We start from the raw sequence: 13954 nt of genomic DNA, 5'->3' as shown, positions 1-13954 counted from the left end.
TCTAAATAATTCAATTACTTAGAACCTAGTTCTGCATAAGTTCTACAGCAAAGATACAAATTAAAACTGCTTTTCATGCTATAAGTGATTCAAATTCTTTAAGTCTTATTTTGAGTTTGAGTTTTTATGAAAAAAAATGTGTTTAAAATAGCTGGATTATCATTTCTCCTCGCTTCTAGCGTTTTCACCAGCACTGCCTTTGCCAAAGACAAAAAAGCTGAATCTGAACAAATTGAAGTTACCCCAACTTCTGATAACGTTACCCCTCAAGAACTTGCAGCAATTTATGTCTTGTCTGAGGTGTGTCCAAGCTTGATTGGTAAGGATTTAAAGTTTAATAAAGCTTATGAAAACTTGGTCAAAGCTTATTTAAACAATGAACCAAACGCTGTTGAGGTTTTAAAAAAACGTGCTAAAAGCAAAGAATTTCAACCTGCTTTGAAAGAAGCTCGTGCAGATGCCAAAAAAGCATCTGATGATGACAATCGCCAAATTTGCGATGATGTCCGTAATTATTATTCGAAATAACTGATTATTTACAATATGTATGAAATAAGCCGACTTTTAACGTAGAAGTCGGCTTGGCTTTATCCTAAAATGCTAGGCTCGTCTGCTTCACACAAGTTATCGGAACGCCTAGAATGATTCAAAAAAGCACCTTTGCTGCACTTATACTCTTACCATCATTTACCTATGCAGCAACTGTTTTATCCTCACCCCCAGAATTAAATAATAAATCTTATGTCTTAATGGATTATGAGACGGGGCAAATTCTCGCATCGAAGAATGAAAACGAACATCTTGCCCCTGCCTCTATGACCAAAATGATGACCAGTTATATCATTGAGCAAAAACTTTTAAAGGGTGAATTGACTGAAAATGAAAGCGTTCGCATGAACGAATCCGCATGGTGTCGTGGCAGCAGTGCAGAATCGTGTATGTACGTTCCTTTAAATGGTACAGCGACCGTTCTGGAAATGTTACGCGGTATTATTGTGCAATCGGGTAACGATGCTTCTGTTGCAATGGCTGAGCATATTGCAGGCAATGAAGGAACGTTTGCCCACATGATGAATCAGGAAGCTAAGCGTATTGGCATGTCCAATACTCACTTTATTAACTCAACAGGGATGCCTGCTGACGGTCATTATTCTTCTGCAAAGGATATGGCGCTTCTTGCACAACATATTATCAAAGACAGTTCAAAATATTACCCGATTTATTCTGAAAAAGAATTTACCTTTAATGGAATCAAACAAGGTAACCGTAATGCGTTACTTTATACAGATCCAAGTGTTGATGGTTTAAAAACAGGTCATACCAACGAAGCTGGTTTTTGTATGACCACATCAAGTAAGCGCGGTCCTATGCGTTTAATCTCGGTGATCTTTGGTACACCAAGCATGAATGAACGTGCTTCTCAAACACGTACATTATTGGCTTGGGGTTTTTCTAACTTTGAAACCGTCAATGTTCAACCTGCAAATCAAGTTTTAGCAAAAGCTAAAGTCTGGTTTGGTAAGGAAGATGAAGTTCAAATTGGTCTAGCTGAAAACTTCAATGTTACTATGCCGAAAGGTCAAGCGGATAACATCAAAACTCAACTGGTGATTCAGCCTAAACTGAATGCGCCTTTGGCGAAAGGTCAAGTGGTAGGTAAATTGGTGGCAAGTCTTGATGGTAAAGTCATTGCTGAAAAACCACTTGTGGCTTTAAAGCCTGTAGAAGAAGCTGGTTTCTTCGCGCGTATGATCGATCATATCAAAATGTTTTTTAGTAACTTATTTTAATCATGTTTAAAAGACTTCATTCATCAGTCCCTTTTATTTCTGCCTATGGGAGAAAAATAAAGAGAGTTTAAACAATGATGAAAGAAGTCTAAAGTCAGTCATTTGAGCATTCAGGCACTTAGTCTGAATGCTTTTTTATTTTATAATTCCCTAATCTTTGACTTTGAAGCTCGCCATGACCCAAAACATTCGACCTTATTTAGATCAATACCCACAAATTGATGAGAGTTGTTATATCGATGAAATGTCTGTGGTGGTTGGAGATGTTCAATTGGCTGCGAATGTTTCTGTCTGGCCCTTCGCCGTGATTCGCGGTGATGTTAATCATATTCGCATTGGTAAAAACAGTAATGTGCAAGATCACTCCATGTTACATGTGACACATAAACAAACAGGCAAACCTGAAGGCTCTCCTTTAATTATTGGTGAAGATGTCACCGTTGGTCATCATGTGACTTTACATGGTTGTAATATTGGCAATCGGGTTTTAATCGGCATCAATACCGTGATTTTGGATGATGTGACTGTTGAAGATGATGTGATGATTGGTGCAGGCAGTTTGGTTCCACCACGTAAAGTTTTGGAAAGTGGATATTTGTATGTCGGAAGTCCTGTTCAAAAAGTACGGCCTTTAACCGATAAAGAAAAAGCCTTTTTACCTTATTCAGCGCAGAATTATGTGAAGGTGAAAAATAATTATTTGAAGGAATTATAGTCAATGAGAACACGCCGAGATACGCCTATTTTTTTAATTTATCTCGATAACGTCGTGCCTTATTATTATTTCTATCTTATTCCATTGATGATTGCGCTGATCTTTGTGAGTTTCGATTTTAATTTTTCTGGATTACTCCACACCACTATGGTGACGAAGCTTTCAAACCAGCACAAATTTCTGAATGACTTTTTCGCAATATGTACATTGATTACACTAATTCTTTGTTTTTTTAATTATTTAGTCATTACACTCAACGCTATACAACGAAAAAATCTGAGATTGTACTATTCCAAATTTAATCCTAAGTACCGCGGTTTTTTTGGCATTTTAGGAATTATCTTTTTCTTATTTATACTGTTTTTTATGTGCTTAAGTTGGTTTTTACTTGATGATCGTATGCCAGACTTTTCAAAAAAAGGCGCATACTTCACTTATTTAAGGCAATTTTCACACCCTTATATCAGTGCAATCATCATGAGTTTACAATACCTTCTGTGTGTGTTTTTTGCACTGTACTTTCTTTTCATTCTCAATGTCCGTAAGTATTGTCGCCAATAGTAGATGCAGCCTAGCCACCGCGCCCCAAATTTTGTATCATACTGCTTTTAAATCAGGGTGCTTTTTATGACCATTTGGACACCGCACGTTACCGTTGCCACGGTTGTTGAAAAAGATGGACGTTTTCTATTTGTCGAAGAACATAGCGAAGGCGTGACCCATACCGTATTCAACCAACCTGCGGGTCATGTTGAATCTGGTGAAACCCTGATCCAAGCTGCGATTCGTGAAACTCTTGAAGAAACAGGTCATACGGTTGAAATTGATGCATTGCTTGGCATGTATACCTATACGCCGCCAATGTTTCCAGATCGGACTTATTACCGTTTTTGCTTTTTAGCGCATAGTGTCAATGTTGACCTAAATGCGACATTAGATACAGGTATTGTCCGCGCTGTCTGGATGAATCTGGATGAATTGCAGGAAACAGCTCGCGCACGTAGTCCGTTGGTCACCAAAGCCATTCAAGATGCTTTAAGCGGTCAACGCTTTCCTTTATCGCTCATTTATGAGCACCATTCTCCTTCTTTCACTTCAAATCTGGATGCTTAATCCTATGTCACAACGCGTCATCGTCGGGATGTCTGGTGGAGTCGATTCATCGGTTTCTGCTGCACTTTTACTTCAACAAGGATATCAGGTTGAAGGTCTTTTCATGAAAAACTGGGAAGAAGATGATGGAACGGAATACTGTACAGCACTAGAAGATTTGTCAGATGCCCAAGCGGTTGCCGATAAAATTGGTATTAAGCTCCATACGGCTAACTTTGCCATGGAATATTGGGATCGTGTGTTTGAGCATTTTCTTGCTGAATACGCTGCGGGACGTACCCCAAATCCAGATATCCTCTGTAATAAAGAAATTAAATTCCGAGCATTTTTAGATCATGCGATGACCTTAGGCGCAGACTTTATTGCCACAGGTCATTACGCACGTCGTGGTGAAAGTCTGCAAAACTCACGTGGTGAAAGCTACGCGCCATTGTTACGTGGTGTCGACAATAATAAAGATCAGACCTATTTTCTGCATGCGGTTCATGGTCGTGAAATTAATAAGACCTTATTTCCTGTGGGCGAAATTGAAAAACCCGAAGTCCGTAAAATTGCGGAACAACTCGATTTAGCTACAGCCAAGAAAAAAGACTCGACTGGTATTTGTTTTATTGGTGAACGTCGCTTTAATGATTTTCTCAAACAATATTTACCTGCTCAACCCGGAAAAATTGTTTTGGATAATGGTCAAGAGGTTGGTGAACATCACGGCTTAATGTACTATACGCTGGGTCAACGTGGTGGTATTGGTTTAGGTGGTTTGAAGAATGCACCTGAAGGCGCATGGTTTGTACTACATAAAGATATCGCCAATAATCGACTGGTGATTGGTCAGGGTCATGAACATCCGCTTATGCAAAGCACACAGCTTTGGAGTGAGTCAATTGACTGGGTGGCAGGTGAGCAAGAAATTCCAACTTCGGGTTTTCGATGTACAGCCAAAACCCGTTATCGTCAACCTGATCAGGCGTGTACCATTTATCGTGATGAAAATACTGAAAATGGTATTCGTGTTGAGTTTGATCAACCACAGCGGGCGGTCACGCCAGGACAAAGCGTTGTATTTTACGCCGATGAGATCTGTTTAGGTGGCGGTGTAATCTTGAACACCAATGCACCCAAACCCGATTTTATTTAAAGTATATATGAAGGAATCTTAGGCATGGTTGACACCCCTTTTCAACAGCCTCAAGCACTGAATGTACGTCAAAACCGTGCCTTGGCGCTTGCGGGTGTCTTTCAGGCCGCGCAGTTGACCCACATGACAGCGATGACAGGTCAACAAAGTATTGGTGAAAGTGGAAACTTCTACTTTGAACAACTGATTAAGGCCTGTCTCAATATACGCCCTGCTATGAATTCAAGTACGCAAACACTGGATTTCTTTCATCAGCTTGCCGATATTTCACTGGGTTTAAAAACACTGGAAAGTAGTATTACTCAACCTTTTTCAAGCTCACCGAAATCGCGTTTACCTAAACTCTCAAATGCCAAGCTGCCTATGACTTATGCCATGTCATTGTTGCAACTTGAAAAGAAAGTCTACAAAAACCCAGAATATGTTGAAATTATTGAAAAATCACAGCAAAAAATTTTAAAACAACTGTCATTTTTCGATAATAACTATTTACATCCGAGTATTATTGCCAACCTTGCGCAAACCTATGTCGAGACAGCAGGTCAGATTAATCCGCGCATCATGGTTCGCGGCAACGCTGAAGCTTTCAAAGATAGCAATCACACCAACCGTATCCGAGCCTGTCTATTTACTGGATTGCAAATGGCGCATCTTTGGCGGCAGTTAGGTGGTAGCTCATGGAATATGATTTTTAGCAAACGTAAATTGCTTCAAGACATTCAAACACTCGCTCGTTTACAGTATCAAATGGTCGAACTTTGATGTTGCAACAAATTTTATTTTATATTTAAACCCCACCTAGCCTCCTCTTAACAAAAGGAGGGATATGAAGGAACCTGTATGAACGCGCTCACCGCACTCTCGCCACTTGACGGACGTTATGCAAGCAAATGTGATGCTTTACGTCCCTATCTTTCTGAGTTTGGTTTAATTCATGCTCGTGTGACTGTTGAAGTGCGTTGGTTACAAGCGCTTGCAAACCATCCAGAAATCATTGAAGTTGCAGCATTTTCAAGTGAAACCAATGCCGCTTTAGATGCCATTGTAAGCAATTTCTCTGAAGATGATGCCAATCGTATTAAAGAGATTGAACGCACTACCAATCACGATGTAAAAGCAGTTGAATACTTTTTAAAAGAAAAAATTGCCAATATTAATGAATTAAAAGATGCAGGTGAATTTATTCACTTTGCCTGTACATCTGAAGACATCAACAACTTGTCTCATGCTTTAATGCTTAAAAATGGTCGTGAAGTTTTAATCGCTAGTATGAAACAAATTTTGAATGCGATTGCAGCTTTGGCGACGACGCATGCTGACCAACCCATGTTATCTCGCACACATGGTCAAACTGCAAGTCCAACTACTTTGGGTAAAGAGATGGCGAACGTTGCCTATCGTTTGGCTCGCCAAATCAAACAGTTCGAAAATGTTGAATTACTTGGCAAGATCAATGGTGCTGTAGGTAACTACAATGCGCACTTGTCAGCTTATCCAGAGATTGACTGGGCGGCACATGCACAAGCATTTGTTGAATCTTTAGGTTTGGCATTTAACCCATACACTACGCAAATTGAGCCGCATGACTATATGGCGGAATTATTTGATGCACTACGCCGTTACAATACGATTTTGATCGATTTTAACCGCGATGTTTGGGGCTATATTTCTCTTGGCTATTTCAAGCAAAAATTAAAAGATGGTGAAGTTGGTTCTTCAACCATGCCACATAAAGTCAATCCAATTGATTTTGAAAACTCTGAAGGTAACTTAGGTATTGCCAATGCAGTACTCGGTCACCTCGGTGAAAAACTGCCTGTTTCGCGTTGGCAGCGTGATTTAACCGACTCTACTGTTCTTCGTAACATGGGTGTTGGTTTTGCTCAAAGCTTGATCGCCTTTGATGCTTGCTTAAAAGGGATTGGTAAACTTGAGTTAAATGCAAATCGCTTAAATGAAGATTTAAACCAAGCTCAAGAAGTTCTGGCTGAACCGATTCAAACGGTAATGCGTCGCTATAATGTTGAAAAACCATACGAAAAATTAAAAGCACTTACGCGTGGTCAAGCAATGACCCGTGACATGATGGTCAACTTTGTCAATGGTGATGAACTTGCTCAAGTTCCGGCTGATGAACGTGCTCGCCTTGCTGAACTGACTCCTGCAACTTATACGGGAAATGCAGCAGAACAAGCTCAACAAATCAACGATTTAATCAATAAGCTTTAATCGATATCAGTTAAAATAGAGCGGAATCATTGTAAAATGGTTCCGTTTTTTATCGCCTATTACAAACAAAAAAGAATGATTCGATATGATTGAGAAAAAATTTACCCTAAGACACTGGCTTGGCTTTCTGCTTATTTTTATTGAAATTGCGATTGCCAGCATTCATCCCCTAGAAGTTGAATCATATTTATTGCATCAAGTGGGGACTGTCTTGATGCTTATTTTATTGGTGATTAGCTTTAAAAAAATTGGCTTAGATTTTCTAAGTTTTAGTTTCTATCTGGGTTTTCTATTTATTCATATTTTGGCAGCCCACTATTTATATTCTTATGTACCTTATAACGACTGGATTAAAGCGATTTTCCATTTTGATTTAGATCATTTTTTTGGATGGCAGCGCAACATGTATGATCGTTTGGTGCATTTTAGCTATGGCTTTTTGCTCTATCCATTTTTTTATCGTTGTTTTCAAGTTTGGTTTCCAACAGCCCAACCCCGTACCTTATTTTTGCTCGTCTTACAATTTGTCATGGCGTCCAGTATGACCTATGAACTCATAGAGTGGGCCATCGCGATCGGCATGTCGCCTGAAGCGGCTGAAAAATATAATGGACAACAAGGTGATATGTGGGATGCGCATAAAGATATGCTCATGGCAACGATTGGAACCATAATCTATGGTTTGGGACAATATCTATTCAGTAAAAAGCACTCTTAATCGAGTGCTTTTAAAGATGCAGCAAAAAAATTAAAGTTTAGGATCACGCACCTGAACCAAATTACTATTCGCTTTACTCAAACTTTCCACAAATTTATTCATTACAGTTGGAATCAAATGGTCCGCCAATTGCGCAGCTTGCAGTCCAAGCTTTTCACCTAAGGTTGGACGCTTACGTGTGCTAATGACATAGACATCATGTTGTGGCAATAAGCCCAAAATGTATTCATCAGATGTTTGTAATTTATCAACCAGATTTAAATCCAAAGCATCTTGACCGTACCAATGCTCTCCTGTTGCTACTTTTTCAACATTCAGCTGTGGACGATACTTTTCTACAAAATGCTTAAATAGCGCATGCGTTTGTTGCAACTCTTCCTCAAATTTGGCTTTTCCCTCTGGCGTGTTTTCACCAAACATGGTTACAGTACGTTTGTATTCACCTGCTGTGTAGAGTTCAAAATCGACATTATGCTTTTTCAGCAAACGATTAAAATTTGGAACCTGTGCCACAACACCAATCGAACCTAAAATCGCAAATGGCGCTGAAATAATTTCACTCGCAATACAGGCCATCATATAACCACCACTCGCAGCCACTTTATCGACCACGATGGTGACATGAAACCCTGCATCACGCAGACGAACCAATTGCGCTGCTGCCAAGCCATAACCGTGTACCATGCCGCCTGGACTTTCTAAACGAACCACTACACGATCTTTTCCTGCTTTGGCAGTTGCTAATACCAGTGTAATTTCTTCACGTAGTTGTTCAACAGCAGATGCCTGAATATCACCTTTAAAATCGAGTACAAAGACTTTTTGGTTATTTTTCTTACGCGATCTGGATTCTTTCGCCAGTTGTTGAGTTAGTTGTAATAGCTCAAATTTTGACGCAGTGGTTTGAGCTATTTTTTTACGCTGTTCATTCACTCGCGCGTTTAAATGGCTGACATGGAGTTCAGCGGGTAATTTAGGTAAATGAAATAGCATAAGCTGTTTATTCTCTACAGTTCCTGTTTATCAACAAAAGATGAGGGCTAAACTAGAAAATTTCAATATGACTTTTGAAAACAAGATGATATACAGCCATTTTTTCAATAAAAAAAGCACCCAAAGGTGCTTTTTCTAATAGAACAGAATTAACCAAAACGACCTGTAATATACGCTTCCGTCAACTGATGATCAGGTTGAGTAAAGACTTTTTCAGTAGAGTTGACTTCAATCAAGTCACCCAAATGAAAGTATGCGGTACGGTCAGAAACACGTGCTGCTTGTTGCATCGAGTGCGTTACAATCGCAATGGTGTACTGATTAGAAAGTTCAGAAATTAATTCTTCAACTTTTGCTGTTGCAATTGGATCAAGTGCCGAACAAGGTTCATCCATCAGGATCACTTCTGGACTAACCGCAATGGTACGTGCAATACACAAACGTTGCTGCTGACCACCTGATAAGCCTGTGCCTGGCTGATTCAAACGATCTTTGACTTCATCCCACAAACCTGCTTTACGCAGACTATTTTCAACAATCTCTTCGAGATCGTATTTATCACGTGCCAAGCCATGTAGTTTCGGGCCATAAGCAACGTTGTCAAAAATTGATTTTGGAAATGGGTTTGGTTTTTGGAAAACCATACCAACTTGAGCACGTAGTAACACTACGTCCAAGTTTGGATCATAAATGTCGTGATTATCCAATAATACCTTACCCGTCACACGACAGCTATCAATCGTATCATTCATACGGTTCAGGGTACGTAAGAATGTTGATTTACCACAACCAGAAGGCCCAATAAAAGCAATCACTTCATTTTCATAAATACTGATATCAATGCCTTTAATCGCTTCGCTATCACCATAATAGACATGCACATCATTAGCACTGAGCTTGACGTTTTGCTTTGTTTCTTTTTTTGGACTCGTCTGAGTATCAAACTGTGAAACAAATGAAGTCTGACGTTTTGGTTCCGTTTCAGCACTGGTAAATTGCTTTTGATCAGAATTCACTGTTTTATCCTTTTCTAAGGCATTTGTTGTATCAATAGTATTCATCATCTCACCCTCTATTACCAACGCACTTCGAATTTTTTACGTAACCAAATTGCGAGGCTGTTTAAACCGATCATCATTGCCAAGAGCACAATAATGGCTGCTGCGGTACGTCCTTCAAAGAAGTTACGTAATTCATTACCCTGCCATAAGAAAATTTGAACAGGTAGAGCTGTTGATTGATCCAGTGGACTGGTAGGAATACTTGCGACGAAAGCACTCATACCAATTAAAAGTAACGGCGCAGTTTCACCCAAAGCCTGAGCTACACCAATGATCGCACCGGTTAAAATACCCGGCAATGCCAATGGCAACACATGATGGAATACCACTTGCACCCGTGAAGCTCCTAAACCAAGCGCAGCTTGACGAATCGATGGTGGAACAGCTTTCAGGGCAGCACGCGTCGTAATAATAACGGTTGGAAGCGTCATCAAGCTGAGGACCAGACCACCAACCAATGGGGCAGATAAAGGTAAATGCATCCAGTTAATAAAGATCGCAGCGCCAAGCAAACCAAATACAATCGACGGAACCGCAGCCAGATTATTAATATTGACTTCAATGACATCGGTCATCACGTTTTGTTTCGCAAACTCTTCCAGATATACCGCACTGGCAACACCAATTGGGATCGAAATAAAGATCACAATCAACATCATAAACAGCGAGCCCATAAATGCACCGGCTAAACCACTGGTTGCAGGCGAACTACGAGAGTCTGGATTGGTGAAAATATTGGTATTAAATGAATGTGTAAGTACGCCATTTTTTTCTAATTGATCGGCCAATTGACGCACTTCTGGACTCAATTGTTGTTGATCATCTGGCAAACTACGATCGATCTTACCTGTTAACCAGACATCGACATTGGCATCTGCTAGGAACTTGATATCTTCACGCTTACCAATTAATGATGGATCCTTAAAGACCATATCACGTAAGCGATAAGATTCAGAGCTAGTGTACAAACTACTTAAATCATCACGTTTTGAAGCTAAAGATGGATCTTTGGCAATCAAACCATTTACGATTAATGCATCCCAATCGACCATACCCATTTTGGTTTGCCACTCAATATAGCGTTCCTGAAAATGGGCTGGTGTTTCACCTGACGCTTGAACAGGTTTAGGGCCTGCATCAATGAGGGTCGGATCGAAATAAACAGGAACCGTCATACTGGTTTGCCAAAAAGCCGGTAAACCTTTTGCCAAGATACTACCAAATAATAGGGCAACAAATAACAGACCAATCACAACCGCAGAAAAACCAAATAATCGAAATGTCGTTTCTTTGCGATGGCGTTTTGCCAAAGACTTTTGAATCGTATTCTTACGTTTTTCGCGTAATTCCGCGGCAACTTGTGGATCAAAACTATTTTGATCCAAAGGTGTAGAAGTATTTGATGTACTCATTCGTATTGCTCGCGATATTTACGCACAATATAAAGTGCAACAATGTTAAGACCTAAAGTGATTACAAACAGCGTCAAACCTAGAGCAAATGCAACCAGCGCCTGAGGACTTGCGAAATCTGTATCACCTGTTAATTGGTTGACAATCGTGACTGTCACTGTAGACACTGCTTCTAATGGATTGACATGAAGTAAAGGACTATTCCCTGCTGCCAGTACCACAATCATGGTTTCGCCAATCGCGCGCGATGCAGCCAATAAGAATGCGCCAATAATGCCGGGCAATGCTGCTGGAATCACCACCTGACGAATCGTTTCAGATTTGGTCGCACCTAGTCCAAGTGAACCATCACGTAGTGCACGTGGAACCTGAGTAATGATGTCATCCGAAAGTGAAGATACGAATGGGATAATCATAATGCCCATCACAAAACCCGCTGTGAGCGCACTGGTGGCATTGATATTAATGCCAACCAATTCACCCGCCATTTTAAAGAATGGACCAATGATCATCAGGGCAAATACACCATACACAATGGTCGGAATACCCGCCAAAATTTCAATGGCTGGTTTTGCCCATGAACGCAACGTAGGAGAAGCATATTCAGCCAGATAAATTGCGATCATCAAACCAATCGGCACTGAAACCAGTAAGGCAATACCACTCACCATGAGGGTACCCCAAAGTAGTGGTAATAGACCGTAACTACCTTCTGCACTACCTGATGTACTAAAACCTGGATTCCACTCAGTACCAAAGAAGAAGTCGAGTGGGCTCACGAAAGAGAAAAATCTTAAGGCTTCACTAAACATTGACATCACAATGCCAAGTGTCGTCAGAATCGCTACACCCGAGCAGAGTGCGAGCGTGATATTAATAATTTTTTCAACTTTATTACGTGCTCTAAAATTCTCTGCAACACGTTTTTTTGCAATCAATAAACCAACAATCGCAGCACAAAGCACTACCGCAAGTTTGGCATATGACCCAATGGTCTGTACTTTAGCGAGTTGCGCTGCGGCGGCAAGTTCGTAAGCAGCGGGTTGATCGGTAACACCGAAACCAGAAGCAATCGCTTTAACACGATTCATCAATACTTCAATGCTGGCTTGGTCCATTCCTGCCAAAGTTGCGGCTGGAACTTGATCCAAAACGACATGCTTTAAAATATTGGGTTCGACCAAATTCCAAACAATCAAAATTAAAAAAGCAGGGATACCACACCATAACGCGACCAATGCGCCATAATAGCCCGGTCGTGAATGTAATAATGCAGAGTTATTTCCCTTACCTGCTAGGCTGCGACTTTTGCTCAACCCAATTTGATAAGCTATGGCAATGAGTGCCAATAGCACGCCAATCAATAGCAGATTCATGTAATCTCCACCGTTTTCTCAATTTTCATTCTTTGAAAAAACCCAGTTAAACATCTTGCTAGACAAAAAGCTGATGAAGGTATCACACCCACATCAGCTCTCATTTTCAATCTATTATTTAACAGATTTACCTGCTTTAAAGTCTGCCAGTACTTTTGCACGTTCTGAATCAGACATTGAAATCAAGCCCGCTTTTTCAAGTTTAGAACCTTTACCTGAAGTCTTTTTGTTCAGGAAGAATTCTACATATTGCGGTAAGCCTTTAATTGATTTTACGTGTTCGCCTTTCACATAGAAGAATAAAGGACGAGATACAGGATAACTACCATTCAAAATCGTTTTTTCAGAAGGCGCTACATTGTTTACAGTTGCAACACGAAGCTTGTCACGGTTTTGGTCATAGAAGCCTAAACCAAATACACCAACTGCGCTAGGAGAGGTTTTTAAACGTGCCAGAGTTTCAGTATAGTCGCCTGCGATTTCAATCACACGACCATCCTTACGAAATGCTGAACAAGCTTTTTTCTGTTCTTCTTTGTCCATTTTTTTGAAGTAATCGTAAGCTTCACAGCCCGCTTCTACCATTTTTTCTTGGAATACTTCACGAGTACCGTGGTTAGATGCTGGGATAACCAGTGTAATTGGCTCGTTTGGAAGTGATTTATCAATCTGGTTCCAGCGTGTATATGGGTTTGGTACAAGCTGGCCATTTGATGGCAATTTCTCAGCAAGCGCAGCAAAAACAAAGGCTGGTTTTAATTTATAAGCTGCTTTGTTTGAGTTTGATGCAAATACAATACCGTCATAACCAATTTTGATTTCTTGTACTTGGTTTACGCCTGCTTTTTTACATGCAGCTAATTCTGTATCTTTAACTTTACGTGAAGCGTTTGCAATATCAATCGTGTTATCGCCAACACCTTGACAGAACTGTTTTAAACCACCAGATGTACCACCAGAACCGACTACTGGAGTTTTAAACTGTGGGAAAGTATTACCAAACTCTTCTGCAACAATACTTGCATAAGGTAAAACAGTGGATGAACCAGCGATCTGAATCGTATCACGGGCTGCATTCGCAGTAGTCGCGATAGCGACCCCAGAAACTGCAAGTGCAATGGCAAGTTGACGTGGATTTAAGCGCATGCTCTTCTCTCTTTATTTAGCTTAAGTGGGTACATCACTGGGTAAGTGAGTGTGTGTACTTTCGATACATGCATTTTGATTTTAAAATATGACAATTAGGTGACAACTTGATGACGCTTTTGTGATAATTCGACCCTAAACTTTGATTTTTATAAAATTCTTTTAATTTCAATATGTAACTTCAATTTTCAATATGCGTTTTTTATTTTTATTTACGGTTTAAAATGTAATATTTCATTATTCTGTCATAAAAAAGGCCACCG

The 13954-nt window shown here is 40.1% G+C and carries 13 protein-coding genes; 8 read left to right on the top strand and 5 right to left on the bottom strand.

What is annotated here, in order from left to right:
• Positions 1-126: 126 nt before the first annotated feature.
• The 8 genes from EGS47_RS13970 (at position 127) to EGS47_RS13930 (ending at position 7703) form a co-directional block, all read left to right on the top strand.
• Positions 127-528 carry an MCR_0457 family protein gene (locus EGS47_RS13970; protein ID WP_004988340.1) on the top strand — a complete coding sequence of 134 codons (402 nt, stop codon included), beginning with the start codon at positions 127-129 and terminating at the stop codon, positions 526-528.
• A 113-nt stretch (positions 529-641) separates the two neighbouring features.
• Complete coding sequence (dacC, locus tag EGS47_RS13965) at positions 642-1790, top strand: D-alanyl-D-alanine carboxypeptidase PBP5/6 (RefSeq protein ID WP_004988341.1); 1149 nt, start codon at positions 642-644, stop codon at positions 1788-1790.
• A gap of 175 nt (positions 1791-1965) precedes the next feature.
• Entirely contained in the window at positions 1966-2505 is a 540-nt protein-coding gene (locus EGS47_RS13960) for a gamma carbonic anhydrase family protein (RefSeq protein WP_119686622.1), read from the top strand.
• A 627-nt stretch (positions 2506-3132) separates the two neighbouring features.
• Entirely contained in the window at positions 3133-3618 is a 486-nt protein-coding gene (locus tag EGS47_RS13950; RefSeq protein WP_119686623.1) for an NUDIX hydrolase, read from the top strand.
• A gap of 4 nt (positions 3619-3622) precedes the next feature.
• Positions 3623-4756 (top strand): tRNA 2-thiouridine(34) synthase MnmA, encoded by a 1134-nt coding sequence (mnmA, locus tag EGS47_RS13945; protein WP_119686659.1) that lies wholly within the window; start codon positions 3623-3625, stop codon positions 4754-4756.
• A 24-nt stretch (positions 4757-4780) separates the two neighbouring features.
• The gene (gene hflD, locus EGS47_RS13940; protein WP_004988352.1) at positions 4781-5518 is read left to right on the top strand and encodes a high frequency lysogenization protein HflD; all 738 of its coding nucleotides are present in this window, start codon (positions 4781-4783) and stop codon (positions 5516-5518) included.
• A 78-nt stretch (positions 5519-5596) separates the two neighbouring features.
• Entirely contained in the window at positions 5597-6985 is a 1389-nt protein-coding gene (purB, locus tag EGS47_RS13935; protein WP_119686624.1) for an adenylosuccinate lyase, read from the top strand.
• Positions 6986-7070: 85 nt separating this feature from the next.
• Positions 7071-7703: a DUF2238 domain-containing protein gene (locus EGS47_RS13930; RefSeq protein WP_119686625.1), complete on the top strand. Its 633-nt coding sequence runs from the start codon at positions 7071-7073 to the stop codon at positions 7701-7703.
• 30 nt (positions 7704-7733) lie between these two features.
• On the opposite strand, the gene sohB is transcribed toward EGS47_RS13930, so the two are convergent.
• The 5 genes from sohB to EGS47_RS13905 form a co-directional block, all read right to left on the bottom strand.
• Positions 7734-8696, bottom strand: a complete 963-nt coding sequence (gene sohB / locus EGS47_RS13925; protein WP_119686626.1) for a protease SohB — start codon at positions 8694-8696, stop codon at positions 7734-7736.
• 149 nt (positions 8697-8845) lie between these two features.
• Complete coding sequence (pstB, locus tag EGS47_RS13920) at positions 8846-9760, bottom strand: phosphate ABC transporter ATP-binding protein PstB (protein ID WP_370684998.1); 915 nt, start codon at positions 9758-9760, stop codon at positions 8846-8848.
• Positions 9761-9771: 11 nt separating this feature from the next.
• Complete coding sequence (pstA, locus tag EGS47_RS13915) at positions 9772-11169, bottom strand: phosphate ABC transporter permease PstA (protein WP_004988368.1); 1398 nt, start codon at positions 11167-11169, stop codon at positions 9772-9774.
• Complete coding sequence (gene pstC, locus EGS47_RS13910) at positions 11166-12545, bottom strand: phosphate ABC transporter permease subunit PstC (protein ID WP_004988369.1); 1380 nt, start codon at positions 12543-12545, stop codon at positions 11166-11168. Before pstC ends, pstA begins: the two co-directional genes overlap by 4 nt.
• A 114-nt stretch (positions 12546-12659) precedes the next feature.
• Positions 12660-13691 (bottom strand): substrate-binding domain-containing protein, encoded by a 1032-nt coding sequence (locus tag EGS47_RS13905; RefSeq protein WP_119686627.1) that lies wholly within the window; start codon positions 13689-13691, stop codon positions 12660-12662.
• Positions 13692-13954 lie beyond the last annotated feature (263 nt).

This window comes from Acinetobacter sp. FDAARGOS_515, from assembly GCF_003938865.1.
Lineage (GTDB): Bacteria > Pseudomonadota > Gammaproteobacteria > Pseudomonadales > Moraxellaceae > Acinetobacter > Acinetobacter ursingii.
This window is presented reverse-complemented; position numbering and strand designations above follow the sequence as displayed.

Excerpts from the sequence above, each read along its gene's own strand:
- EGS47_RS13950 (WP_119686623.1), top strand. The coding sequence starts at position 3,133 with ATGACCATTTGGACACCGCACGTTACCGTTGCCACGGTTGTTGAAAAA.
- EGS47_RS13930 (WP_119686625.1), top strand. The coding sequence starts at position 7,071 with ATGATTGAGAAAAAATTTACCCTAAGACACTGGCTTGGCTTTCTGCTT.
- hflD (WP_004988352.1), top strand. The coding sequence starts at position 4,781 with ATGGTTGACACCCCTTTTCAACAGCCTCAAGCACTGAATGTACGTCAA.
- EGS47_RS13905 (WP_119686627.1), bottom strand. The coding sequence starts at position 13,691 with ATGCGCTTAAATCCACGTCAACTTGCCATTGCACTTGCAGTTTCTGGG.
- sohB (WP_119686626.1), bottom strand. The coding sequence starts at position 8,696 with ATGCTATTTCATTTACCTAAATTACCCGCTGAACTCCATGTCAGCCAT.
- mnmA (WP_119686659.1), top strand. The coding sequence starts at position 3,623 with ATGTCACAACGCGTCATCGTCGGGATGTCTGGTGGAGTCGATTCATCG.
- purB (WP_119686624.1), top strand. The coding sequence starts at position 5,597 with ATGAACGCGCTCACCGCACTCTCGCCACTTGACGGACGTTATGCAAGC.
- pstC (WP_004988369.1), bottom strand. The coding sequence starts at position 12,545 with ATGAATCTGCTATTGATTGGCGTGCTATTGGCACTCATTGCCATAGCT.
- dacC (WP_004988341.1), top strand. The coding sequence starts at position 642 with ATGATTCAAAAAAGCACCTTTGCTGCACTTATACTCTTACCATCATTT.
- pstA (WP_004988368.1), bottom strand. The coding sequence starts at position 11,169 with ATGAGTACATCAAATACTTCTACACCTTTGGATCAAAATAGTTTTGAT.
- EGS47_RS13970 (WP_004988340.1), top strand. The coding sequence starts at position 127 with ATGAAAAAAAATGTGTTTAAAATAGCTGGATTATCATTTCTCCTCGCT.
- EGS47_RS13960 (WP_119686622.1), top strand. The coding sequence starts at position 1,966 with ATGACCCAAAACATTCGACCTTATTTAGATCAATACCCACAAATTGAT.
- pstB (WP_370684998.1), bottom strand. The coding sequence starts at position 9,760 with ATGATGAATACTATTGATACAACAAATGCCTTAGAAAAGGATAAAACA.